Genomic DNA, 23,469 nt, shown 5'->3' with positions numbered 1-23,469 from the left:
CTTGCTTAACGTTCTGCCAGGATGATGACCGGATTCTCGTCGTTTTCTTGTACTTCATAGCCTATCAGGTAGCGTCCGCCTTCTTCCAACTTGTCCTGATAGTCGACAATCTGCGGTATGTATCCGGTCAATAGAACGGGGTCGGTCGTCTCCAACGGGATGAAACGTACGTTTTTCGCCCATTCGTCCAATTTTATTTCGGTTGGCTCCCTATCGAAAACGGCAGCCATATCGATCGTTTGGCAGACCATATCGTCCGCCTCTTGTTTATGAGAGTACTGGCAACCGGCCAATATTCCGCATAGTAGCAGTATCCATCTGTTCATATATCATATTATTAGGCAGCCGAAAGATAGGGAAAAATTTGCTTATTCAAGGTTTTCTTGATACATTGCCACTCTATTTCCTAAAAATCAGCTTGATGCGAACTCTCCTATGGGAACAAACTTGAGTGGATGCTTACAGGGACTTGGTGTAGTAACGGTTAAAACAAAATATTATGAAAGCAAAAAATCTCATCTTACTGACGGCCCTCCTTGTAATGGGAAGCCAATCTATAAGTCCCCAGACAAAAGGAGGTGGCTTGCCGGTGTTTGATTTTACAAAAGACTATCCTCAAAAAAAGATGCTCCTTCAGGATATAACGGATATCGAATATATCCCGCTGGAAACAAGCGACGATATTTTGCTGGGCGACCAATCTGTACTTTCTGCCGTTACCGACAAATATATTCTCTTGCACGAGTATATACGGGGTGATATATTTGTTTTCGATCGCACGACCGGGAAACTTTATTCTCATTTCAATCATAAAGGGCAGGGAGGAATGGAATATAATTGGATTAATGCAGGTACGATTTTGGATGAAAGGAAGGAGGAGATTTATGTGTGTTCCCAGTCTGTTCAAGTTTATTCGTTGAAGGGAGAATACAAACGGACATTAAAAATACGTACCTATGGCAAAGAAATGAGCATTTTTGATTTTGACGATGAGTCTTTGCTTATTTATGAAGGTGTAATTATAGAGCCGGGGCGTGAAGATAAAACTAAAAAAGAGCCTTACTACTTGGTTTCAAAAAATGATGGTAGCTTGATTTCTGCATTGGATCTTTATTTTCCCAAAAGATATTCCAACAAAATCGCTCAACATTTAGATGGCAATATGTGGAGATCTTATGTACTGTCTTATCCCAAGAATGTGCATGATGGTTCAGATCTGATCATTGCTGATATTTCATCCGATACGATATACCGGTTATCTCCAGGGAAAGGATTGATCCCTTTGCTAACCCGCAAGCCATCGGTTCATGATTCTGAACCCCGTAATATATGGATGCCTCTTGTGATAACAGATAAATTTATGCAGATAGGTAAGTTTCTTCTGGATTTTAACGCGAGAGGAGGAAAGATACCGGTATTTATGTATGACTTTAAGACCGATGAAATAAGCCGGATATCTATTTTGGATGCCGAGTTTGCAGTGAAGCCATACGGATTAGGGGAATGGGATATTAGTACATTCCCTGCTATCGCTAAGAACATGACAGCCGAGTTGATACAAGCCCCTGTTATGATAGAGGCTTATCAGAAGAAACGGTTGAAGGGAAATGGCAATAAGGTGGCTAAGGGGCTTATAGAAGATGATAATCCGGTTGTCAGGATTATTAAATTCAAATAACCCGTGCGGATAGGCGGATCCGTCATGTTCAGGAGAATATCCCCTTGACTGTAAGGGTTAAACTCTGGCTATCTGTTGTGTATTTGTCGGATAGTCTGTATTTTTGCGCAAATTATAATACAGTGTGCAATATGATACAAGAGAATTTTATCAAGATATACGAGGACAGTTTCAAGAAGAACTGGGAACTGCCTGCCTTGACGGATTACAGCAAAGGAACGACTTTTTCTTTTGCTGACGTGGCTAAAGAGATTGCCCGTATCCACATCCTGTTTGAAGAATGCCAGATACGGAGGGGAGATAAGATTGCTCTGATCGGGAAAGACAGTGCCCGCTGGTGTATTGTCTATATGGCCGCTGTGACCTATGGGGCGATTATCGTGCCTATCCTGCAAGACTTCAGTCCGAACGATGTGCATCATATTATCAATCATTCCGAATCTGTTTTTCTTTTTGTCAGCGACCGTATCTGGGATACGCTGGAAGAGGAAATGATCGAGGATGTGCGAGGCGTCTTTTCGCTGTCCGATTTCCGTTGTCTGCACCAGCGGGATGGTGAAAACATCCAGAAGCTGCTGAAAGGGATGGACGGGAAGATGGAAGAGAAATACCCGGACGGTTTCGGAAAAGACGATATCAAATATGCGGAACTGGATAACGACAAGGTGGTGGAGATCAACTATACTTCCGGTACGACCGGCTTCAGCAAGGGCGTCATGCTGACCGGAAATAATTTGGCCGGGAATGTGGTGTACGGCATCGAGCTTGGCGTATTGTACAGAGGGGAGCGCGAACTTTGCTTCCTGCCTTTGGCGCACGCCTACAGTTGTGCGTTCAATTTCCTGGTTCCGATGGCGGTCGGGGCGCATGTCTACCTGTTAGGGAAAGTCCCTTCTCCCAAGATCCTGTTGAAAGCCTTCGAAGAGGTGAAGCCGAACCTGATCCTGACGGTCCCGTTGATCCTGGAGAAGATTTACAAGAAGATGATCTTGCCGCAACTCAGCAAGACAACCATGAAAGTGGCGCTGAATATCCCGTTGCTGGATTCCCGTATCTATGCACAGATACGGAAGAAGCTGGTCGATTCGTTCGGCGGACGTTTCCGTGAAGTGATCGTGGGTGGGGCTGCCATGAATGAAGAGGTGACGAACTTCCTTTATAAGATCAAATTCCCGTTCACGATCGGTTACGGTATGACGGAATGCGGCCCGTTGATCAGCTATGACCATAATGACGAATATGTCCCCGGATCATGCGGACAGGTCTTGAAAGGGATCATGAAGGTGCGCATCGACTCGGAAGATCCGTATAATAAGGTAGGGGAAATCCAGGTGAGCGGTGAAAATGTGATGAAAGGTTACTATAAGAACGAAGAGGCGACTGCCAATGTCTTTACCGAAGACGGCTGGTTGCGTACGGGTGACCTTGGAACGATCGATGCTGATAACCGCATCTATATCCGTGGCCGTAGCAAGACTATGATCTTAGGAGCAAGCGGACAGAATATTTATCCGGAAGAGATCGAATCGAAGCTGAACAACTTGCCGTTCGTAATGGAAAGCATCATAATTGAGAAGAACGGTAAGCTGTTAGGACTTGTCTATCCGGATTACGATACGGTGGACGGTACAGGGGTTTCGCACGAAGACCTTCCGATCATCATGGAGCAGAACCGGATCGAACTTAACAAACTTTTAGCACCTTACGAGGCTGTTTCCGCCCTGCAATTGTATCCGACGGAATTTGAAAAGACGCCTAAGAAGAGCATCAAGCGTTACTTGTATAGTAACTATTAGTGGATTTATACGGTCTGTGAATCAGCTTGTTGGGATCTGTATGAAAAATATTTTGAAAAAAAGTGCATTATGTTGTACAACATGTTTGATTAATACATACATTTGCATCGTTTTAAGACAAGAAGATATTATAGACCGTTTAAATTAAAAAACAAAATGAAAAAGTTAGTTGCATTTGCTGCCGTTATCGCAGCTGTATCATTCGCATCTTGTGGCAACAAATCAGCAGAAAACACTGAAGTTGCAGAAACTGAAACAGAAGCTACAGTAGAAGAAGTTGTTGCTCCTGCTGAAGAAGCAACAACAGAAGAAGCAACAGTTGCTGAAGGTGATTCGACTGCTGTTGAAGCTCCGGCTGCTGAAACAGAAGCTGCTCCCGCTGAATAATCATTCAGTGATCAGTAATGAGGACAGTCTGTATGCGTGTAACATACAGACTTTTTTTGTTTTTAAACCTATGTAATTTATGTATATGAAACGAACGCTATTACTCCTTCCGGTTATTGCATGTCTGGGTCTGTCTGCTTTCGCACAGGTTCCTGTTGATAAAACTGTCTCGTTGCAGAGTGTTGAAATCCAGGGGAAACGTTTTGGCGGTCTGACCGGCGGGGAAGTGAAACGCTTGCAGGTGGACGGTAACCTGAGTGGCCTGACCGGGACGACCTCCGATGTCTTTCGCTTGCTGCCTTCCGTTGTTACGGATATCGAGGGAGGAATCACTTTCCGTGGTTCCGGCAATCCCGGCCTGCTGATAAACGGAGTGCCCTATGGTTTGCTGGAAGAGTATAGCGGGGATATGCTGATCCAGCTTCCGGCGTTGTTCTTCGACCGGGTGTCGATGACGTCGACTCCTTCCATCGGGTTTGTGCCGGATGGGGATGCTGGGATTCTGAACCTGTCGTCGGCGGTTTATACGGCTGCTGATTCGCCTCTGGTCCTGACGTTGGGAGCCGGATTTCAGGAACGTTATAATGTCGGTGCGATCCTGAATCTGCATCCGGGTAAGTTTCATATTGTCGGAAAATATAATTATCGCCGGGAGTTCCGTAAGCGTACGTTCAGCAAGTCGACGACGAACAAGGGAGGGACAACCGTTATGAACAATAATGCGTCTGCCCGCCCTGATGTGCATCTCGCCGATCTGAGTGTCGGATATGACCTGACGGCAAACGACCTGATCACGGTCTACGGCCTGTACAGCCTGATGGACTATAGCCGTTACGGGAAGATCCATAACAATAAGCTGGTGGACGGGAACCTGCAACCGGTGATGTTCCGCCATCGTTATAATGACCAGCGCCAGGAAGCGTATGCTGCCGAAGTGCGCTGGAACCATACATTCGACAATCCCCGGGATCGCCTGGACGTCGTGTTCAACTACAATAATTTCGGGTATGACGAAGGCAACGAATACAAGAATGAGAAGCCGGAAACGGGTAAGATCATTGCCGAGGATAACTATTATGTCAATCAGGATAAGAATAATTATTACGTGTCTGTCCTCTACGGTAAACTCTTTGCCGACGACTGGCGCTTGCATGTCGGTTATATCGGGCGCTTCAAGGATGAGAGCTATCATGCCAATGGCAGTAAGTTGTCAGGCGAAACATGGGCTTTTGACTGGCAGAAGGAGAACGAATATTATTTCAACCGCCGCACGAATCTGCTTGTAGCCGCTTTGGAAAAGAAGTGGAATGCTTTCTATGCCGAAGCGGGCGTGCAAGGCGAACTGAACTGGCAAAAGATAGATACGCGTTATCAGACCGATGATGTGCAGGAAAAGATCCCGATGGTAAAGAGCACTTCCCGCTTTCATCTCTTTCCCCGTTTGAAGTTGGGCTACCAGACGGATAAATCCGGGGAGTTGACCTTGAGTTACGTGCAACGCGTAATTCGGCCTTACGGCAGTTACCTGAATGTGTTTACCGATCGCAGCGACGCGACCCATATCTGGAAGGGGAATCCGGATTTGAAAGACGAACTGATCCATTCGGTCGAGTTGGCCTATTCGTATGCTACCTCCGTTTTCCGGCTGTCGCCGAGCTTGTATTACCGAAATAAGAAGAACCGGATCATGGACAGGGTAGAAGATGCAGGAGAAAGCGGGACGATCTGGACAAAGGAGAACATCGGCCATAGCCGGACATTCGGTTTTGAACTGTCCGGAACCTGGCAACCGGTCCGTATGCTGTCTCTCGGTTGGTCCGGCGATATCTACCGGGACGAGATCGATGGGCGTACGATCGGTTATGATGAAAAGAAGTCGATGGTCTGCGGCGATATCAAAGGCTCTGTCAACATCTGCATCACCCCGACGACGGAGTTGCAGCTTGATGGCTTTTACATCTCCGACCAGCTTACCCCGCAGGGAAAGATCAAGTACCGTTCCAGCGTCAATGCCGGTATCTCCCAATATTTCATGCACCGTAAGTTGCGTGCCAACCTGAGCATCAACAACATCTTCAATGGTCTCGAAGAGACAACGATCGTCGACACGAAAGACCTGCAAATGACCCAGATCCGCAACCGCGACGCACAGGTGACTTGGGTGACGTTGACGTATAATCTATAAGGCCGGTTTTGTCAGCCTTCCTGTTTATCCCGTTCCTTCTTCGGAATGAACAGGATCAATCGGATGGACTGGTCGTAGGTGAAATAGCTCCATACCCATTCGATCAGCACCATGATCTTGTTCTTGACACCGAGGATGGAACGGAGGTGCACGCCCATCCAGACCAGCCAGGCGATGAAGCCGTGCAGTTTCACTTTATGGAGGTCGGCTACCGCTTTGTTGCGGCCGACGGTTGCCAGGGTTCCGAGATTCTTGTAATGGAAAGGTTTCAGCGGTTTACCGCTTTCGAGACGTTTCAGGTTGTCGGCAAGCAGGAGGCCCTGCTGGATGGCGACTTGGGCGACTTGCGGATGGCCGTTCGGATAGTCGGTTTCCGTTTGTAGGCAGACATCGCCGATGGCGAATACATTTCCCGAACCGTGCAGTTGGTTGTATTCATTGACCAGGATACGTCCGCCCCGACCTAATTCCTTATGGTCGATCTGCTCGAAACGGGTGGCGGTTACGCCGCTAACCCAGACGACTGTTTTCGTTTCGATGGAGTTGCCGTCGTCCAGTATGGCTTTGCCGTCTTTGTAATCGACCACCTTTTTTTGCAACATGACTTTGACACCCATCCCTTCGAGGAACCGCTTTGCATTGTCCGACGCCTCTTCCGACATGGCGGCAAGCAGGTGGGGCGAACCTTCCACCAGGTAAATATTCATCTCCGACTGTTTCAGGTCGGGATAATCTTTAGGCAGGACGAAGTGTTTCATCTCCGCCAGCACGCCCGATATTTCGACACCCGTAGCACCTCCGCCAACGATGACGACATTCATCAATGCCTGTTTCTCCTGCGGATCGGTGCAGATCGTCGCTTTCTCGAAATTGGAGAGGAGCGTGTTGCGCAGGATAAGGGCTTCTTCGATGGTTTTCATCGGCAATGCCTGGCTTTGGATCACCTCGTTGCCGAAGAAGTTCGTGACGGTACCGGAAGCGATTACCAGGTAATCGTATTTCAATTCTCCGATAGAGGTCAGTATCAGGTTCTTTTCCCGTATGACCGCTTTCACTTCGGCCAGCCGGAAAAAGAAGTCTTTCCGCTTCTGGAAAATCTTGCGGAAAGGGAAGGAGATGGAGCTCGATTCGAGTCCGGAAGAGGCCACTTGGTAGAGCAATGGCGGGAACTGGTGGTAGTTGTTCTTGTCAATCAATACGATTTGGAAATGACTACCCTTCAGTCTGTTGGCAAGCTTTAATCCCCCGAAGCCCCCGCCAATGATAACGACCCGTTTCTTACCTGTATCAGCGATATTGAATCCCATGATGTCTTATGTGTTTATTGTTTCTTATAGAACAATCTATCGGGTAATAAGTTGTTACGCCTTTCGTAAGCGTACTGTTACGGTGGTCGTACTCGGTAAAGCCTGGCGGGAGCGCCGGGTAGCGCTCTATTGCAATCCCGTCAATATCTTCTTCAATACTGTCTGTGCCGATATTTCGCGGTTGGCGGCTTCGGGGATCACGATGCTTTGGGGGCTTTCGATTACGTCATCCGTAACGATCATGTTGCGGCGGACGGGCAGGCAGTGCATGAAATAGGCATTGTTGGTGAGCGCCATCTTTTCCGTGTCGACAGTCCAACTGCGGTCCATGTTGAGAACCTTGCCGTAGTTGGGATCGGCATAGGCCGCCCAGTTCTTGGCATAGATAAAGTCGGCGCCTTCGAACGCTTTCTTCTGGTCGTATTCCACGCGGGCGTTGCCAACGAAGCGCGGATCCAATTCGTATCCTTCCGGATGGGTGATGACGAACTCATAGTCCGTCGCATTCATCCATTCGGCAAAACTGTTCGGAACAGCCTGCGGAAGTGATTTAGGATGCGGGGCCCAGGTCATGACGACTTTCGGACGGTCTGTCTTCTTATACTCTTCGATCGTGATCAAGTCGGCAAAGCTTTGTAACGGGTGGCGGGTAGCCGCCTCCATGCTGAACACCGGCCGGCCGGAATGTCGGATGAACTGGTTCAGGATCTTTTCGTTGTAATCGTCTTCCTTGCTTTCGAAACGGGCAAAGGAACGTACGCCGATCACGTCGCAATAGCAACCCATCACCGGAACCGCTTCTAAGAGATGTTCGGGCTTGTCGCCATCCATGATCACGCCTCGTTCGGTTTCCAGCTTCCAGGCTCCCTGGTTCACGTCGAGCACCATCGTGTTCATGCCTAAATTCATGGCTGCCTTCTGGGTGGAGAGGCGGGTGCGGAGGCTGGAGTTGAAGAATATCATCAATAACGTCTTGTTCTTGCCCAGTTCGGTAAACTGGTAACGGTCTTTCTTTATTTCGAAAGCCTCGGCGAGCGCCTGCTTGAGGTCGCCCAAATCCTGTACACAAGTGAAGTTTCTCATATCATGTCTCATTTTAAATTGTTCTGCCTGCAAAGGTAAACAATGATTTCAGATTTATGCAATACCGTTATAGCTGTATTATCATCTGACACTGATAATACCAACACTGTATCAGGAATTACTTTCGTATTTGTCCGTCTCCTTCGATGATGTACTTGTAGGTCGTCAGTTCCGGCAACGCCATCGGACCGCGGGCGTGCAGCTTCTGCGTGCTGATGCCGATTTCGGCTCCGAAACCGAACTGCGCCCCGTCGGTGAAAGCCGTAGACACATTGGCGTAGACGCAGGCGGCATCGACCATTTGCTGGAAACGGCGGATGGCTTCCGTCGATTCGCTGACGATGCTTTCACTGTGTTTCGAACTGTAGCGGGCGATATGTTGCAGGGCTTCATCCAGAGAGGAGACCGTGCGGACCGCCATTTTGTAGTCTAAGAACTCGGTGCCGAAGCTGTCTGCCGCAGCCGGCTGGAGCAAAGCGGCGGGATAGTGGCCCGATAGGGCGGCAAAGGCGGGTTCGTCGGCATAGATAACCACGTGGTTGCCGGACAGCTTGCCGCACAAATACGGCAGGTCGCCTAACCGGTCACGATGGACGATCAGGCAGTCCAAGGCGTTGCAGACACTGACGCGGCGTGTCTTGGCATTGTTGACGATCTCGCGCCCTTTCTCTTTGTCCCCGTCCTTGTCGAAATAGGTGTGGCAGATACCGGCTCCCGTCTCGATGACCGGCACGCGGGCATGGTCACGGACGAAGTTGATCAGCGAACTACTGCCCCGCGGAATGATAAGGTCCACCAAGCCGACGGCGTTCAACAGTTCGGTCGTCGCTTCGCGGTCGGGCGGCAGGAGCGTACAGACAGCCGGGTCGATGCCTTGTTTTGCCAGTACGTTATGGATAATCGCCACTAAGGCGCGGTTGGAACTGTCGGCATCCGAACCGCCTTTCAACACGCAGGTATTCCCGCTCTTGAAGCAGAGGGAGAAAACGTCGAAGGTGACGTTCGGGCGTGCTTCGTAGATGACGCCGATCACGCCGAAGGGAACGGTCACTTTTCGGATCACCATGCCGTTTGGGCGTACCGTTTCGCTTAACAGCTTCCCAAGAGGCGACGGTAGCGAGGCGACGTTCTTCATGTCTCCGGCAATACCAGCGAGGCGTTCTTCCGTCAGTTTCAGACGGTCGTATTTCGGATTCGCCGGGTCCATGCGTTGCAAGTCTTCGGCGTTGGCGGCCAGGACTTCCGCCCGGCGCGACAGCAAAGCCGAAGCCGTGTCTGTGAGGATGCGGTTGATGGCGGCATCGTCCAGCGTGACAAGCTGGCGCGAAGCGGCGAGGGTCTGTTGCAATAATTCGTTAATCATGGTCGTATGATCGTTGTTACTTTTCGTATTCCTGAATATACTTGGGATGGACGGCATCTTTCCCTAACACGAGGCAAAGCCCGATGACGAAGCTCACGCCCCAGTTGATAAGCTGGCCGCTGCCTAACGGGTGGCCGAACAGGAGGAAACCGTTGACAAGGCCGCTTACCAGGAAGAGCCCGAGGCTTGCCCAGCAGAATGCGTAATTCGATACAAGCCTGCGTATCGTCAGGCTGACAGCAGAGATGACAAGCAGTAGGCATACCGCAATCAGGCTGTAAGCTGCTATTTTCAACTCGGCAGGCGAAGCAGTGACGGGCAGCCCCAAGTCCAATTTGTCCCCGTGTGTCAGGAGGGTGACGCCTCCCATGCCTCTGAGCAGTCCTACTACAATCATCAGGACTGATGCGAATGATAACCAATACTTCTTCATACTCTCTTCTATTTTATTAATCCAGATACAAATAATCGTAATGTATCAACGGTTTCTTGTCCCGGCTGCCGACCAGTTCCCGTGCTTCCGTACTGTCGTAACCTGCGCATCCGACCCCTAACTGGCGGCCTTCCTCGTTGATGATCTTGACAATATCGTCTTTCTCGAAGTCGCCGATGATCCGGGTGACGCCGACCAGCAGGATACTGGTCGCCTTCGGGCCTAACAACGCCTCTTCGGCTCCCCGGTTGATGTGTATCTCGCCTTTGGCAAAGCCTTCGGAATGGGCGATCCACTTCTTGACGCTGCTGACAGGTCTGTCTGACGGGATGAAACGCGTGCAAACGGCCCGGCTGTCTTTGGCGAGCAGGTCTACTAGGATGTTGTCCTTCTTGCCGTTGGCAATGATCACCGTGATGCCTTCGTCGGCCACCTTCTGCGCAATGTTGCATTTGGTCAGCATACCGCCGCGGCCGAATGAAGACTTGCTGGTCTGTACATATTCCGACAGGTCTTCCTTGCCTCCGTCGATCTCGCGGATAACCGTGGAAGACGGGTCGGACGGGTTGCCGTTATATATTCCGTCGATGTTGCTCAGGATAATCAAAGCATCCATTCCCATCATGGTGGCGATCAGCCCGGATAGCTCGTCATTGTCCGTGAACATCAATTCAGTAACCGATATCGTGTCGTTTTCGTTCACGATGGGAATCACTTTATTTTCAAGCATCACCTCCATGCAGTGTTTCTGGTTGAGGTAATGCGTGCGGCTGCCGAAGTTCTCCTTCGTGGTGAGCACCTGTCCGCAGGTCATGCCATGTTCGCGGAACAACTCGTAATAACGGTTGATCAGCTTGGCTTGCCCGACTGCCGAATAAAGTTGGCGGGCGGAGACGGAGTCCAGCTTTTTGCCGGCCTTTATCTCACTGCGTCCCGAAGCGACCGCCCCGGAAGAGATGAGGACGACCTCCACGTCTTTGCGGTGCAGTTCGGCCACCTGGTCTACCAAGGCGGACATCCGGGTAATATCCAACGTGCCATCCTTGCGGGTGAGCACGTTGCTACCTATTTTAACGGCGATACGTTTCATTTCTTATCTTTATCCCGGATCTCGACCCGACGTATCTTGCCGCTGATCGTCTTCGGCAATTCGTCTACGAACTCGACGACACGCGGGTATTTGTACGGAGCCGTCACCTTTTTGACATGATCCTGCAATTCCTTGATCAAAGCGTCTCCGGCTTTATCCTTGTAGTCCTTCGCCAGGACAATGGTGGCTTTTACCACCTGTCCGCGGATTTCATCGGGAACGCCGGTGATGGCACATTCGACAACCGCCGGGTGCGTCATCAGGGCGCTTTCCACCTCGAACGGGCCGATCCGGTAGCCGGAGCTCTTGATCACATCGTCGGCACGGCCTACGAACCAGAGGTAACCGTCTTCATCACGCCAGGCGACATCGCCCGTGTAATAGAGTCCGTCGTGCCAGGCTTCGCGTGTGCGTTCGGCATCCCGGTAATATTCCTTGAAAAGTCCGATCGGCTTGCCGTTTGTCGTCTGGATGACGATCTGTCCCTGTTCGCCGTCTTCGGCACGGGTCCCGTCCGGACGCAACAAGTCTACGTCGTATTGCGGATTGGGTACGCCCATCGAACCGGGTTTCGGCTCCATCCACGGGAAAGTGGCGACGGTCAAGGTGGTTTCCGTCTGCCCGAAACCTTCCATCAGCTTGATGCCAGTCAGTTTGTAGAACGTGTCGAATACGGCAGGGTTCAAGGCTTCGCCGGCGATGGTGCAGTATTGGAGGGACGACAGGTCGTATTTCGTCAGGTCTTCGCGTATCAGGAAACGGAAGATCGTGGGAGGTGCGCACAAAGATGTGATGCGGTAGTCCTGTATCATCTGCAACATATCGGCCGGCGTGAATTTCTCATGGTCGTACACGAATACGGTCGCTCCCGCAATCCATTGTCCGTAAAGTTTCCCCCAGACGGCTTTCCCCCAGCCGGTATCGGCAATAGTCAGGTGGAGGCTGTCGGTATGCAAATTGTGCCAGAAACTACCTGTCACGATATGTCCGAGCGGATAGGTGAAATCGTGCGCCACCATCTTCGGGTTGCCGGTCGTCCCGGAAGTGAAATACATCAGTGAGATGTCGTCGTTGCTGTTCGGATGTTCCGGACGTACGAACGGAGCCGCGCTATCGAGGCCTTTGTGGAAGTCCTCGAAGCCTTCGGGGATTTCGGGACCGACCGAAACGACGCTCCTGATAGAAGGCGAATCGGGCAATGAGTCGATGATATGTTTGGTGATCACTTCCTCGCCTGCACAGACGATCATCTTGATATCGGCGGCATTCGCACGGTAGACGATATCTTTCTTTGTCAGCAGGTGAGTGGCCGGGATCACCACAGCTCCCAATTTATGCAATGCGATAATCGAGAACCAGAACTCATAGCGGCGTTTCAATATCAACATGACCATATCGCCGTGGCCGATTCCCAGCGACTGGAAGTAAGCGGCTGTCCGGTCGGTCTCTCTCTTGAGGTCGGCAAAGGTGAAGTCGATATGTTCCCCTTGGTCGTTTGTCCAGCACAACGCAATCTTATCGGGTTCTTCTTCCGCCCATGCATCTACTACGTCATATCCGAAGTTGAAGTTCTCCGGGACTTTTATCTTGAAATTCTTTATAAAATCTTCCTGCGACTCAAAGGTCGTTTTGTCTATGAATCTTTCTAACATAACTATTTTGAATTGTCAATTTAAAGGATAATAGCCAGGAAACTGACCTTTTCTCCGTCGAGCGCCTTCATGCCATGCGGCAGTTCGGAGTTGAAATAGATACTGTCGCCTTCTTCCAGTATCAGCTCTTTGTTGTTGATCTGCAACAGCATGCGGCCTTTCAGTACCATATTATACTCTTGTCCCGGATGCGAGTTCAGGTAGATCGGCGTCTCATCTGGCGTCGGATGGACGGTGACCATGAACGGGTCTGCTTTCCGGCCGACGAAACCGGCGGCAAGCGACTGGTATTTATAGGCTTTGGTCCGTTCGACGGCAATGCCTTTGCCCTTACGGGTAATGAAGTAACTGCTCATTTTCGGTTCGTCGCCGAACATCAGCGTTGTCAGCTCTACGCCGTAAGCCTGCGAGATCTGATGTAATACACTTACTGAAATATCGACAGTACCGCTTTCCAGCTTCATGTACTGTTCGGGAGTCAGGTTGCAAACCCCGGCCATTTCTTCAGGTGTGATCTCCAATGCATCCCTGAGTCCGGCCAAACGCTCCGCAATTTGTTTTATCTGTTCGTTCATCTCCGTTGATTATTATATTTATGATGCTCCAAAGATAGGAATAAAAAGCAAAATGTCTAAGGAAAGAGGAATGTAATGTTATTTAGTTATTTTTATAAGGCCGTGTGGAAGATGCTTTTCAGGTAACGGCTGTTTCCCTTGCAGGAAACCATAGTTTCCTTAGCGGGAAACGATAGTTCCCTGCAAGGGGAACTGCAGTTTCCTGCCGAGGAAACGAAAGTTTCTTCCAGTAGGAAACTGCAAGATGTTAAGCACTAACTTGTTAAAAGTGGTGGTGGCGTGCCGGAAAAACCTTAATCGTATTTGATGACACTGACCGGGCAACTTTCGGCCGCTTCCTTTATTCCTTCTTCATAATCGTTGAAGTTTACTCCTTCATTGACGCGTGAGCGGTCTGTGACCTGAAATACTTCGGGGCAGATGCCTTCGCATGTACCGCAGGCGATACAATCTTCTTCTACCCAAACACTCTTTATAGCCATATTCTTTACGTTTAAGATGATTAATATGTTATGATAACAGCTCTACGGCTTGAATTGTTGATGCTGGACGAGATTAGGATTTAAATTTAATTTAACGCTTCAGTCTCTTATTTTAAAAAATTATTGATTATGTTTACGGCGCTGAAATAATCAGTCTTTGAACACTTAATAAAATTAAGGTATACTATGGACAACGCAATTTTTAGTTTTCCCAAACCCATTAATGAGCCGGTAAAGGCATACGCTCCCGGTTCAAGTGAAAAATCATCCTTGAAAAAGGCTCTTGCACAGCTCTCTTCAGAAGAATGGGACATCCCGTTGGTTATCGGAGGTAAGGAAATCCGTACTGGCAATACCGGTAAGGTCGTGATGCCGCATGACCACCATCACGTATTGGCAACTTATCATAAGGCCGGAGAGAAAGAAGTGCAGATGGCTATCGATGCTGCCATGAAGGCGCATAAGGAATGGTCCGAACTTCCCTGGGTCGAACGTGCTTCCGTCATGTTGCGTGTGGCAGAATTGCTTTCTACGAAATATCGGTATATATTGAACGCATCCGTCATGCTGGGGCAAAGCAAGAATCCGTTCCAGGCGGAAATCGACGCTCCTTGCGAATTGATCGACTTCCTTCGTTTCAGTACTTTCTATGCCAGTCAGGTGTATGCCGACCAGCCTTATTCGGAAACCGGTATCCTGAACCGGATGGAATATCGTGCTTTGGAAGGGTTCGTGTTCTCGCTCACGCCGTTCAACTTTACCTCTATTGCCTCTAACTTGAACATGGCGCCTGCCATGATGGGGAATGTGGCCGTCTGGAAACCGTCGACGACAGCTATCCACTCTAACTATTTTCTGATGAAAGTATTCCAGGAAGCCGGTTTGCCCGACGGTGTTGTCAACTTTATTCCGGGACAGGGAAGCGTGATCGGCAAAGTCGTGACCGCCAGCCGTGATTTGGGCGGTTTCCATTTCACCGGTTCCACTTCCACCTTTAATACCCTTTGGCGTCAGATCGGTGAGAACTTAGGACATTATAAATCTTATCCGAAGATTGTCGGTGAAACAGGCGGCAAGAACTTTATCTTCGTCCATCCTTCCGCTCCGGCTTTGGATGTCGCAACGGCTATCGTACGCGGTGCGTTTGAATACCAGGGACAGAAATGCTCGGCAGGCTCACGGGCCTATATCCCTGCTTCACTCTGGAAGGAAGTGAAAGATTATGTCGGCGATATGCTGAAAGAAATCAAGATGGGAGATGTCCAGGACTTCACGAACTTTATCAATGCGGTCATCGATGAAGCTTCGTTCGACAACATCATGAGCTATATCGATTATGCAAAACAGTCTCCGGATGCGGAAATCGTTTTCGGTGGCAACGGTGACAAGTCGGTAGGTTACTTCGTGGAACCGACTGTCATCCGGACTACGGACCCGATGTTCAAGAGCATGGTGGAAGAAATCTTCGGCCCGGTTATCACGATCTATGTATATGATGATAATAAGTATGAAGAGACACTCGAACTCTGCGACCGTACCTCTCCGTACGGTTTGACCGGTTCTATTTTTGCCCGCGACCGCTATGCGATCGATATGGCATTTAATAAATTGCGTTATGCAGCGGGTAACTTCTATATCAACGACAAACCGACAGGTGCTGTCATCGCCCAGCAGCCGTTCGGCGGCTCGCGTGCTTCGGGTACGAACGATAAGGCCGGCGGACCGTTGAACCTGATTCGATGGACAAATGCCCGTTGCATCAAAGAGGCTTTGGTCCCGCCGACAAGCTATGGTTATCCGTTTCTTGGAGAAAAGTAATTAATTTAATGATGAACCGGTAATTAGAATGTGCCAATATGCCAATGATAGAATACTTCTTATGAATTGGTGATTGGCACATTTTGTCAAACGGTATTCCAACTCATTATTTATACGTTAACTGTCAACTAATCATCAAATACCATGTTAGATTTTAATAACACCGAAATTGCTTTCTCTGCCAAATCGCAGTCTGAGCTGAAAAATGCTTATTTGCTGTTCAATACAATCAAGTATCCGTGGCTGGTCAAATGCGCCAGTGTAGCAAGTAATATCGCTTTGAAAATTCATTTCCCGTTGGGATGGGCGGTCAAACCGACCTTGTACAAGCAATTTGTCGGAGGTGAAACTCTGCAGGACTGTTCAAAGGCGATCGACCACCTGCGGAAGTTCAATGTGCGCTCCACCCTGGACTTTTCTGCCGAAGGCGAGCAAACCCCCGAAGGCATACAGGCCACTTTTGAGGAAACCATACGTTCGATCGATTTTGCAAAGGGAAATGATAATCTGGCGTATGCCGTATTCAAGCCTTCCACTATCATAACGGACGAACTTCTCGCTAAAGCATCCGAAAAACATGAGGAACTGACTATCGAAGAAGTAAAGGCCTACCGCGAATTCAAGGAACGCTTTATGGCTTTTTGCCAGCGTGCCTACGACAATGACGTGCGACTGATTGTGGATGCCGAAGACTATTGTTTCCAGGATGCCCTCGATGCTTTGACCGATGAGGCTATGCGCAGATATAATAAGAAACGTGCGATTGTATTTGCTACCTTGCAGATGTATCGTCATGACCGTATGCCCTATTTGCGCCGTATTTTGGATGATGCGAAAGAGAAAGGATATATTGCCGGCGTGAAATTCGTGCGTGGCGCTTATATGGAAGCCGAACGTGCCAGAGCGGCCGCTTTGGGATATCCCGATCCGATCTGCAAGGATAAAAAGGCGACGGACGAGAACTATGACGAAGCTGTCCGTTTCACAATGGACCACCTCGACCATTTCGAAATGTTTATGGGGACGCATAATGAAGAGAGCAACTATAAATTGGCCAAGCTGATTGATGAAAAAGGCTTGAAACGAGATGATCCCCGTATCTTTTTCGCCCAACTGTTGGGGATGAGTGACAATATATCTTTTAACCTGGCTCATGAAGGGTATAACGTAACCAAATATGTGCCGTATGCAAAGGTGCGGGATGTTTTGCCATACCTGATCCGCCGTGCCGAGGAAAACACTTCGGTTGCCGGACAAACCAGCCGTGAACTTCGTATGTTGAAAGCGGAATTGGATCGCCGCAAAGCCGCCCGTGCTTTATAAGCCGGTTCAAATATTGGTAAAAACGAGTTCCCCTTCTCATCCTGATCTGTGAAGGGGAATTTCGTTCCGAATGGAAAAACGTCCCGATAAGGGTGGGCACAGGATTCCTTTGGCGCAGGCATGAGAGAACCGTCATATGAGTATGATCCCCATCTTCTTCATCAGGAAGCAAGCATTCATATTCTGGGCTATTCCTTCCCGCAATTGGTAGGAGAAAGTCAGTTCGTTGTCTTGGATGTCGGCCTCGAAACGGTAATTCTTGATCTGGTTCGGAAATTCCTGTTCAAGTTCGCCTAACGCCAGATCGTGTGTGGCTATGATACCGCAAGCCTGATTCGCCACTAACTGTTTCATCAAAGCGAGGGAACCTTTCTGTTTGTCGATCGAATTGGTCCCTTTCAGGATCTCATCTAAGATGATGAACAACTTTTCACCCTGTTGCAAACGGTCGATAATCATCTTCAACCGTTTCAGTTCGGCAAAGAAATAGGACTCGTTGCTCACAAGCGAATCGGAAGTACGCAGGCTGGTCACCATCCGCGCCGGATACAAGGTCAAAGACGCTGCACAAACCGGAGCGCCGACACAGCCGAGCAGATAGTTGACGCCGATGGTGCGCAGGTAAGTGCTTTTCCCTGCCATATTCGCTCCTGTAATGATCAGGAACCAGGGACTTTTCCGGATGTCGATGTCGTTCTTTACGCATATGTCCCGGCGCAGTAACGGATGTCCGAGCGCTTTGCCTTCCATTTTGAAATACGCGTCTGCTATTTCAGGATAAATATATTCCGGGTGATTGAAGGCGAATCCGCCCAGCGAACAGTAAGCATCGAACAAAGCCAATGCCTCGAACCAGCGTTCCGTTTCCTGTCCGTACTCCTCTTTCCATTTTTCTAATTTCATCGCCATGCGGGTGTCGCGCAAGGTGAAGATATTCAGTATGACGCCGATTGCACTGAAACGTTGGTTCAGCGCACCGATATGGCCGGATAGTTTTTTGATGATCGAAGAGGCCGTTTGTCCGTCGCTTGCGAACCGGTCGTGGATATCGGCTAATTCGGCAGATTGAAAGTTTTCTCTCTCGATACATTTGACCAGATCGGAATAAGTATGGAGGATCTGCTCCATCTTGTCCAAGGAATTGTGTACCGTAGCGATCTGTTTTGCATTGATGTAAGAGACGATGAATGATAATCCGAAAAACAGGCCGGCTATCGATATCGGGAGCAGGTTCAGTGCACATCCTATCGCGATCAATACCCAAATGGCGGGGAACAGATAGATGAGCAGTTTCCATGTTTTGCTGTTGATGAAATAAGGAGCGGTTTTGCTTAATAGCGTGACAAGTTGTTGATCGCCCTTGTTTCCCGGATGCAAGATCCCTGTCACATAGAAATGTTGTCGGAGCTGCGTGAATGATTCCAGTTCGCGGATCGCTTCCTGGCGCCTTATTATCATTGCCTTGTCGGTGAGCGGTTGCATAAACCAGCCGGCCAGCTTCTCTTTTCCCATAAAAGTAACCGTGCGGTTGATAGACTGGAAAAGCGAATGGTCTCCGAACAAATCCAGATCAAGGCTGAACGAATGTTCTGCGGAGCTTTTTTCCGGTGCTCCGTCGAACGCGCTGAAATCGTAATCCAACCCGTTCAGTTCGTTTCGGCAAAGGTCTGCCAGTGCTTCGGCATAACATTTCCGGGCAAACAGTTTGGTGTGCCAGACCATCAGAGCCATAAACGGGATAATGAACAAGACGGCAATCCCGGCCAACACTGTCCAGTCTTCGGATTTGAAAAACCAGATCATGGCGATCAAACCGGCAACCAATAACAAACGGATGCTTCCGAGCAAATGAATTTTTTTCTTCAGACTATCAGCCCTGCGGGTGTAAGCTGTGACAATATCCTGGTAATAGTTGTATATCTTTTCCATGCGTGCAAAGATAGAAAAAATGAACTAACCATTCTGTAATTGGTTTTATTAAAAAGAATGATAACGAAATGACCAATATAGGTGCTAAACAGGCGAATTATCATTCTTTGATTCGTATATCTTTGCTGAGATTTTTATCGACTCAATAAACTTGATGCATTTTATGAAAAGAATCGTGATGCTCCTGCTTCTGTCAGTGATGGTCTGTGCCCTGTCGGCACAGGAAAAAAAGGGAGAAACAATCGGGGAAAGAATCGTGGCGAATGCTTATAACGCCGACAGTATCCGTGCCATTTTGGACAAGATGCCGTATTTCACCCTGTTCAAAGACAATTACTTCGTAGGAGGGACGACTCTCGGACATAAACCGACTGCTGCCAATTCGGATGTGAAATTCCAGTTGAGTATTGCGCAACGACTGACAAAAAGTAAATTGCCGTTCGATACTTATCTGTTTATCCAGTACACTCAGAAGGCTTTTTGGAATGTCTTTCAGGAATCGTTGCCTATGAAAGACCTTAATTTTAATCCCGGTATCGGTCTGGGGCATCTGATCGTCTACCATAATAAATATATAGGCAAGGGATATCTTATGCTCGAACATGAATCGAACGGGAAGGACAGTACCGCTTCCCGCAGTTGGAATAAAGTCACTTTTGCGGTTGCGATCACTCTTTCGCCGAATTGGGAGGCGCAGTTCAAGACTTGGATACCGATTGTGGACGGCAAATATAACAAAGACTTGCTGAAGTATAACGGGATTTTCCAAGTGGCCGCCAATTACCGGACCGACAACCGCCGTTTTAATTGCGGTGTGATCCTGACCAAGCGCAAGACCTGGACCAGCTTTAACACGCAGGTCGAACTGAGCTACAAATTCAACAATAATGAGAATCAATATTTCTTCCTGCAATATTACAATGGTTTTGGAGAAAATCTCCTGGAATATAATAAGTTCAAAAGTATGATAAGGATAGGCTTCGTTATCAAGCCTTCCGATTTCAGCTTGTATTGACAGGTGGAAATAAACAACAGCCTTTTCGTATTGTTATGTATATATATAATGTATAATGATGCTAAATAACAAAATAAACGTAAAGGAACGATATTGGAAATACTCTCTGATAACGATTATAATCGTGCTGGGGGTAATTCTTTTTGTAGAGTTTATCCCTTTTCTGGGAGGGATCTTGGGAGCGTGCACTATTTATATATTGGTAAGGAAACAACTGTTGTATCTGACGGAAAAGAAACATTGGCGGCGCAGTATCGTCGCTGTAATCTTGCTATTGGAGACGGTTCTCTGTTTTTTGATACCGCTTTCTCTGGCTGTCTGGTTATTCATCAATAAGTTGCAGAATTTTAATCTGGATCCGACCCGGCTGGTCCAGTCGGTGGAGCATGTCGCGAACCTGATCGAGCAACGGACCGGATATGACGTGCTCGACACCTCCAATATCATGTCTGCCGTCTCCGTCCTCCCGAAGATAGGGCAGGTGTTGATGGGAGGAATCAGTGGTTTCGCCATCAATGTGGCCGTACTGGTGCTGGTACTCTATTTCATGCTGATCGGCGGTGCCAAGATGGAAAAGTATGTTTACAGCATTCTGCCTTTTAGCGACAAGAATAAGAAAAATGTCTTGAGCGAGATCAATATGATCGTCACTTCCAATGCGATCGGGATTCCGTTGCTGGCGATTATCCAGGGATTGATCGCCTTGCTCGGTTATTGGATATTCAATGTGCCGAGTCCTTTTCTTTTCGGTTTTCTGACCTGTTTTGCCACGATCATTCCGGTCGTGGGTACTGCGTTGGTCTGGTTGCCGCTGGTTCTTTATATGGCGTTGACCGGAGATTGGGTGAACGCTGCCGGGTTGGCTGCTTATGCCTTGATTATTATTACGAATGTGGATAATCTGATCCGTTTTATTTTGCAGAAGAAGATGGCGGATATTCATCCGCTCATCACCATATTCGGTGTGATCATCGGCTTGTCTTTGTTCGGTTTTATGGGGATTATCTTCGGGCCGCTTTTGATCTCGATCTTTATACTTTGTTTCAATATATTCAAGGAAAAGTATCTGGATAATGCCCGATAACCGTTACCTTTGTATGGATAAATAAACAAAGCCATGCATAGCAGAAGAATTAAGAACAATTGGCACATCATCAAAGGACAGCCTCTTACCGAATTAGACAAAAAAGTACTTTACTTTCAGAATAAAGGCCACCTGGTGCCCTCCCGCAAACTGATTAAGACAGCAGAACAGATCGAAGGTATCCGCCGGAGCAGTGTAGTGAATACGGGGGTGCTCGATTGCGTTGCAAAAGAGATCAAGGCCGGTATGTCTACCGCCGAGATCGATAAGTTGGTGTATGATTATACCGTTTCACACGGAGCTATTCCGGCACCTCTTAATTATGAAGGGTTCCCGAAAAGCGTCTGTACTTCTGTCAACGAAGTGGTCTGCCACGGTATTCCCAACGAAGATGAGATATTGGAAGAAGGGGATATCATCAATGTAGATGTTTCGACTATATTGGACGGATATTACTCGGATGCTTCCCGTATGTTTATCATAGGTAAGACGACTCCTGAAAAGGAAAAGCTGGTGCGGGTGACGAAAGAGTGTCTCGAAATCGGCATGCAGGCTGCGAGACCGTTCGGTTTTGTCGGCGATATCGGCAATGCCATCCAACGCCATGCGGAGAAGAACGGTTACTCTGTCGTCCGCGATTTATGTGGGCATGGTGTCGGACTGGAATTTCATGAAGAACCGGAGGTCTGTCATTTCGGACGGAAGGGGACAGGGATGCTTCTGGTTCCCGGCATGGTATTTACGATCGAGCCGATGATCAACATGGGAACCTGGCAGGTCTTTATTGACGAAGAAGACGGATGGACAGTCGTTACCGAAGACGAACTGCCTTCCGCGCAATGGGAACATACGTTCCTGATGACGGAAACGGGACTTGAAATACTTTCTTATTAGTCTTGATATTGATAGAAATGGCTTTTCAACGGTGAAAAACGGTTTCAAGATTTCTCGAAATGGGTTTTGAATAGTGAAAAGCCATTTCGAGAAATCTTGAAATGACTATTTTTTGTCTTTCAATAAATCCCGTATCTCAGTAAGCAACTGTATATCGGCGGGAGGGGGAGCCGGAGCTGCCGGTGCTTCTTCTTTCTTTTTGTTCAGGGCGTTGATCCCTTTTACCAGCATGAATATAGAGAAAGCGATAATGATGAAATCGAAAGTCACCTGCAAAAAGTTTCCATAGTTGATGGAAACAGCCGGTGAGACAACTTTGTCACCGTCCATTACAGCCTGTTTCAGTACGATCTTTAAATCGGTGAAGTTTACGCCTCCGATCAGTAAACCGATGGCAGGCATAATGATGTCACCGACGACAGATGACACGATTTTACCGAAAGCACCGCCGATAATGATACCCACTGCCATGTCGATCACATTGCCACGCATGGCGAATTGTTTGAACTCTTGTAGAATCTTCTTCATAATTTAGCCTTTTTATGTTATAACTACAAAAGTATACGTTTAGTTGTGAATATCCAAAACAATTACAATCAACCGTGTGTAATAGTTGGGGCAAATAACAAAATAACCCCGCCAATTCATAAATAAAATGACAGGGTTATTTTACAGCAAAGTTCTTAAGCTTACTTGCTTAAGAGGGATTGCTTCATTCTTGCAATGTCCCGCAAGTAGTCCTGCAAGTCCTGTTCGTGTTCTTCTTCCATAGACAGGATGTGCTTGGCGATATCGCAGGTGGTGAAGTCTTTGCCGTCTGTGAATTCGGCGATTTCCTGGTAACGTACGATCGCACAACGTTCGGATGCAACATTCTGGTTTAACAGATTAACGACATCAAAGTCGGTAGGAATACTGTATTTGCATCTGGCAAGATCAAACCATTTTTCCGGATCTAATACAGGGACGCCTTCCAATTCGATAATGCGGTCTGCCAACAACTTGGCATGCCCCAGTTCTTCTTTAGCGTGTTCTTCGAATTCAGCCTGCACGTTTGCTCGCATAGCTCCTTCTGCAACGAGGGCACCAATCCAATATTGGTAATAAGCTAACCATTCTTCGGATAATGCAGCATTCATTTGTACTAACAAGTTGTCTACATCTAATTTGCCCTTAAGGATCTTAACACTTTCTTTTGCCATGATTGTAAAATTTAGTTTTGTATAGCGCATAAATACATTTTAGGAACAACTGGCTGTTGTATTTGTTCATGCCAGATACTGGACTTCGCATATTTTCCTCTTTTCGAAGATATTTCACACATGCGTACCATATAATACCTTTTCTTGTCCGTCAAAAAAGGCGAAAAAAAGAG

At 48.1% G+C, this 23,469-nt stretch carries 21 protein-coding genes; 9 read left to right on the top strand and 12 right to left on the bottom strand.

Annotated elements, in window-relative coordinates:
- Positions 1-5 precede the first annotated feature (5 nt).
- Positions 6-326, bottom strand: coding sequence for a hypothetical protein (locus RDN79_RS15705; protein ID WP_298547475.1), 321 nt, complete (start codon positions 324-326; stop codon positions 6-8).
- A 173-nt stretch (positions 327-499) separates the two neighbouring features.
- Between RDN79_RS15705 and RDN79_RS15700 the strand changes: the two genes are divergently transcribed.
- The 4 genes from RDN79_RS15700 to RDN79_RS15685 all read left to right on the top strand — a co-directional run bounded on the left by RDN79_RS15700 (position 500) and on the right by RDN79_RS15685 (position 6,046).
- Positions 500-1,678, top strand: coding sequence for a 6-bladed beta-propeller (locus RDN79_RS15700; RefSeq protein ID WP_298547472.1), 1,179 nt, complete (start codon positions 500-502; stop codon positions 1,676-1,678).
- A 131-nt stretch (positions 1,679-1,809) separates the two neighbouring features.
- The gene (locus tag RDN79_RS15695) at positions 1,810-3,474 is read left to right on the top strand and encodes an AMP-binding protein (protein WP_298547469.1); all 1,665 of its coding nucleotides are present in this window, start codon (positions 1,810-1,812) and stop codon (positions 3,472-3,474) included.
- Positions 3,475-3,630: 156 nt separating this feature from the next.
- Positions 3,631-3,861 (top strand): hypothetical protein, encoded by a 231-nt coding sequence (locus RDN79_RS15690; protein WP_293739680.1) that lies wholly within the window; start codon positions 3,631-3,633, stop codon positions 3,859-3,861.
- 85 nt (positions 3,862-3,946) lie between these two features.
- Positions 3,947-6,046, top strand: coding sequence for an outer membrane beta-barrel family protein (locus RDN79_RS15685; protein ID WP_298547466.1), 2,100 nt, complete (start codon positions 3,947-3,949; stop codon positions 6,044-6,046).
- Between the two features lie 11 nt (positions 6,047-6,057).
- Here RDN79_RS15685 and RDN79_RS15680 read toward each other — a convergent pair whose 3' ends face one another.
- The 8 genes from RDN79_RS15680 to RDN79_RS15645 form a co-directional block, all read right to left on the bottom strand.
- Entirely contained in the window at positions 6,058-7,353 is a 1,296-nt protein-coding gene (locus tag RDN79_RS15680) for an NAD(P)/FAD-dependent oxidoreductase (protein WP_298547464.1), read from the bottom strand.
- Positions 7,354-7,479: 126 nt separating this feature from the next.
- Positions 7,480-8,436, bottom strand: a complete 957-nt coding sequence (locus RDN79_RS15675; protein ID WP_298547462.1) for an acetylornithine carbamoyltransferase — start codon at positions 8,434-8,436, stop codon at positions 7,480-7,482.
- Positions 8,437-8,554: 118 nt separating this feature from the next.
- Positions 8,555-9,799 carry a glutamate-5-semialdehyde dehydrogenase gene (locus RDN79_RS15670; protein WP_298547460.1) on the bottom strand — a complete coding sequence of 415 codons (1,245 nt, stop codon included), beginning with the start codon at positions 9,797-9,799 and terminating at the stop codon, positions 8,555-8,557.
- Between the two features lie 16 nt (positions 9,800-9,815).
- A complete protein-coding gene (locus RDN79_RS15665; protein ID WP_298547459.1) occupies positions 9,816-10,232 on the bottom strand; it encodes a hypothetical protein in 417 nt (138 codons plus the stop codon).
- 16 nt (positions 10,233-10,248) lie between these two features.
- Positions 10,249-11,322, bottom strand: coding sequence for a glutamate 5-kinase (proB, locus tag RDN79_RS15660; protein ID WP_298547456.1), 1,074 nt, complete (start codon positions 11,320-11,322; stop codon positions 10,249-10,251).
- Entirely contained in the window at positions 11,319-12,974 is a 1,656-nt protein-coding gene (locus tag RDN79_RS15655; RefSeq protein WP_298547452.1) for an AMP-binding protein, read from the bottom strand. The genes proB and RDN79_RS15655 overlap by 4 nt, the downstream gene beginning before the upstream one ends.
- Before the next feature lie 20 nt (positions 12,975-12,994).
- The gene (locus tag RDN79_RS15650; protein WP_298547449.1) at positions 12,995-13,549 is read right to left on the bottom strand and encodes a helix-turn-helix domain-containing protein; all 555 of its coding nucleotides are present in this window, start codon (positions 13,547-13,549) and stop codon (positions 12,995-12,997) included.
- Between the two features lie 293 nt (positions 13,550-13,842).
- Positions 13,843-14,031: a ferredoxin gene (locus RDN79_RS15645; protein ID WP_298547446.1), complete on the bottom strand. Its 189-nt coding sequence runs from the start codon at positions 14,029-14,031 to the stop codon at positions 13,843-13,845.
- Positions 14,032-14,217: 186 nt separating this feature from the next.
- On the opposite strand from RDN79_RS15645, the gene pruA reads away from it, so the two are divergent.
- Positions 14,218-15,849, top strand: coding sequence for an L-glutamate gamma-semialdehyde dehydrogenase (gene pruA / locus RDN79_RS15640; RefSeq protein ID WP_298547443.1), 1,632 nt, complete (start codon positions 14,218-14,220; stop codon positions 15,847-15,849).
- Positions 15,850-15,993: 144 nt separating this feature from the next.
- The gene (locus RDN79_RS15635; RefSeq protein WP_298547441.1) at positions 15,994-17,172 is read left to right on the top strand and encodes a proline dehydrogenase family protein; all 1,179 of its coding nucleotides are present in this window, start codon (positions 15,994-15,996) and stop codon (positions 17,170-17,172) included.
- 132 nt (positions 17,173-17,304) lie between these two features.
- Here RDN79_RS15635 and RDN79_RS15630 read toward each other — a convergent pair whose 3' ends face one another.
- Positions 17,305-19,101, bottom strand: a complete 1,797-nt coding sequence (locus RDN79_RS15630; protein ID WP_298547439.1) for a MutS family DNA mismatch repair protein — start codon at positions 19,099-19,101, stop codon at positions 17,305-17,307.
- A gap of 154 nt (positions 19,102-19,255) precedes the next feature.
- Between RDN79_RS15630 and RDN79_RS15625 the strand changes: the two genes are divergently transcribed.
- The 3 genes from RDN79_RS15625 to map all read left to right on the top strand — a co-directional run bounded on the left by RDN79_RS15625 (position 19,256) and on the right by map (position 22,094).
- The gene (locus tag RDN79_RS15625) at positions 19,256-20,116 is read left to right on the top strand and encodes a phospholipase A (RefSeq protein ID WP_298547437.1); all 861 of its coding nucleotides are present in this window, start codon (positions 19,256-19,258) and stop codon (positions 20,114-20,116) included.
- A gap of 73 nt (positions 20,117-20,189) precedes the next feature.
- Positions 20,190-21,200: an AI-2E family transporter gene (locus tag RDN79_RS15620; protein WP_298547571.1), complete on the top strand. Its 1,011-nt coding sequence runs from the start codon at positions 20,190-20,192 to the stop codon at positions 21,198-21,200.
- Between the two features lie 33 nt (positions 21,201-21,233).
- Positions 21,234-22,094, top strand: coding sequence for a type I methionyl aminopeptidase (map, locus tag RDN79_RS15615; protein ID WP_298547435.1), 861 nt, complete (start codon positions 21,234-21,236; stop codon positions 22,092-22,094).
- 105 nt (positions 22,095-22,199) lie between these two features.
- Here the strand turns inward: map and mscL are convergent, their stop codons facing one another.
- Positions 22,200-22,622 (bottom strand): large-conductance mechanosensitive channel protein MscL, encoded by a 423-nt coding sequence (mscL, locus tag RDN79_RS15610; RefSeq protein ID WP_005636988.1) that lies wholly within the window; start codon positions 22,620-22,622, stop codon positions 22,200-22,202.
- Positions 22,623-22,783: 161 nt separating this feature from the next.
- Positions 22,784-23,296 (bottom strand): ferritin-like domain-containing protein, encoded by a 513-nt coding sequence (locus tag RDN79_RS15605; RefSeq protein WP_298547430.1) that lies wholly within the window; start codon positions 23,294-23,296, stop codon positions 22,784-22,786.
- Positions 23,297-23,469 lie beyond the last annotated feature (173 nt).

The sequence above is a fragment of the uncultured Parabacteroides sp. genome (genome assembly GCF_902493135.1).
Classification (GTDB): Bacteria; Bacteroidota; Bacteroidia; order Bacteroidales; family Tannerellaceae; genus Parabacteroides.
The sequence above is the reverse complement of the archived record's forward strand: the minus strand, read 5'-3'. Positions and strand labels throughout refer to the sequence as shown.

What these genes read in the sequence shown, in the direction of transcription:
- RDN79_RS15675 (WP_298547462.1), bottom strand. Translation starts at nt 8,436, where the DNA reads ATGAGAAACTTCACTTGTGTACAGGATTTGGGCGACCTCAAGCAGGCG.
- RDN79_RS15605 (WP_298547430.1), bottom strand. Translation starts at nt 23,296, where the DNA reads ATGGCAAAAGAAAGTGTTAAGATCCTTAAGGGCAAATTAGATGTAGAC.
- RDN79_RS15650 (WP_298547449.1), bottom strand. Translation starts at nt 13,549, where the DNA reads ATGAACGAACAGATAAAACAAATTGCGGAGCGTTTGGCCGGACTCAGG.
- RDN79_RS15700 (WP_298547472.1), top strand. Translation starts at nt 500, where the DNA reads ATGAAAGCAAAAAATCTCATCTTACTGACGGCCCTCCTTGTAATGGGA.
- RDN79_RS15695 (WP_298547469.1), top strand. Translation starts at nt 1,810, where the DNA reads ATGATACAAGAGAATTTTATCAAGATATACGAGGACAGTTTCAAGAAG.
- RDN79_RS15685 (WP_298547466.1), top strand. Translation starts at nt 3,947, where the DNA reads ATGAAACGAACGCTATTACTCCTTCCGGTTATTGCATGTCTGGGTCTG.
- RDN79_RS15705 (WP_298547475.1), bottom strand. Translation starts at nt 326, where the DNA reads ATGAACAGATGGATACTGCTACTATGCGGAATATTGGCCGGTTGCCAG.
- map (WP_298547435.1), top strand. Translation starts at nt 21,234, where the DNA reads ATGCATAGCAGAAGAATTAAGAACAATTGGCACATCATCAAAGGACAG.
- RDN79_RS15630 (WP_298547439.1), bottom strand. Translation starts at nt 19,101, where the DNA reads ATGGAAAAGATATACAACTATTACCAGGATATTGTCACAGCTTACACC.
- mscL (WP_005636988.1), bottom strand. Translation starts at nt 22,622, where the DNA reads ATGAAGAAGATTCTACAAGAGTTCAAACAATTCGCCATGCGTGGCAAT.
- RDN79_RS15670 (WP_298547460.1), bottom strand. Translation starts at nt 9,799, where the DNA reads ATGATTAACGAATTATTGCAACAGACCCTCGCCGCTTCGCGCCAGCTT.
- RDN79_RS15680 (WP_298547464.1), bottom strand. Translation starts at nt 7,353, where the DNA reads ATGGGATTCAATATCGCTGATACAGGTAAGAAACGGGTCGTTATCATT.
- RDN79_RS15665 (WP_298547459.1), bottom strand. Translation starts at nt 10,232, where the DNA reads ATGAAGAAGTATTGGTTATCATTCGCATCAGTCCTGATGATTGTAGTA.
- proB (WP_298547456.1), bottom strand. Translation starts at nt 11,322, where the DNA reads ATGAAACGTATCGCCGTTAAAATAGGTAGCAACGTGCTCACCCGCAAG.
- pruA (WP_298547443.1), top strand. Translation starts at nt 14,218, where the DNA reads ATGGACAACGCAATTTTTAGTTTTCCCAAACCCATTAATGAGCCGGTA.
- RDN79_RS15690 (WP_293739680.1), top strand. Translation starts at nt 3,631, where the DNA reads ATGAAAAAGTTAGTTGCATTTGCTGCCGTTATCGCAGCTGTATCATTC.
- RDN79_RS15625 (WP_298547437.1), top strand. Translation starts at nt 19,256, where the DNA reads ATGCATTTTATGAAAAGAATCGTGATGCTCCTGCTTCTGTCAGTGATG.
- RDN79_RS15635 (WP_298547441.1), top strand. Translation starts at nt 15,994, where the DNA reads ATGTTAGATTTTAATAACACCGAAATTGCTTTCTCTGCCAAATCGCAG.
- RDN79_RS15655 (WP_298547452.1), bottom strand. Translation starts at nt 12,974, where the DNA reads ATGTTAGAAAGATTCATAGACAAAACGACCTTTGAGTCGCAGGAAGAT.
- RDN79_RS15645 (WP_298547446.1), bottom strand. Translation starts at nt 14,031, where the DNA reads ATGGCTATAAAGAGTGTTTGGGTAGAAGAAGATTGTATCGCCTGCGGT.